Consider the following 331-nt stretch of genomic DNA (forward strand, 5'->3'; position numbering starts at 1 on the left):
GCGAGCCTGCGATAAAGCAACACGCGTTTGGAAAAATGTTGCTTTCCAAAAAGCCCCCTATGAGGATCACCGGGACAGGCGTAGAGCGGTCGTCGAAAACGGGGCGCGGCCCGCCATTCTGAACAGGAGTTTCCCTTGCCCAAAGAGTGTTTTGGAACATCCCACGTGCCGCTGTCGCCGGCCGTGCGCGCCGGGGATTTCGTCTACATCTCAGGTCAGGTGCCGGTCGACGGCGACCGCATCGTGGTCAAGGGCGGCATCACCGAGCAGACCGAGCAGGTGCTGCAGAATGTGAAGGCGGCACTCGCGCTGGCCGGTTGCACCATGGACG

1 protein-coding gene is annotated in these 331 nt (G+C 61.6%); it reads left to right on the top strand.

Annotated features, from left to right (window positions below):
• Positions 1-135: 135 nt before the first annotated feature.
• Positions 136-331 (top strand): RidA family protein (locus X735_RS135830; RefSeq protein WP_031214110.1); only part of this gene is annotated, 196 nt, incomplete at its 3' end.

This window comes from Mesorhizobium sp. L2C084A000 (assembly GCF_000502875.1).
GTDB lineage: Bacteria > Pseudomonadota > Alphaproteobacteria > Rhizobiales > Rhizobiaceae > Mesorhizobium.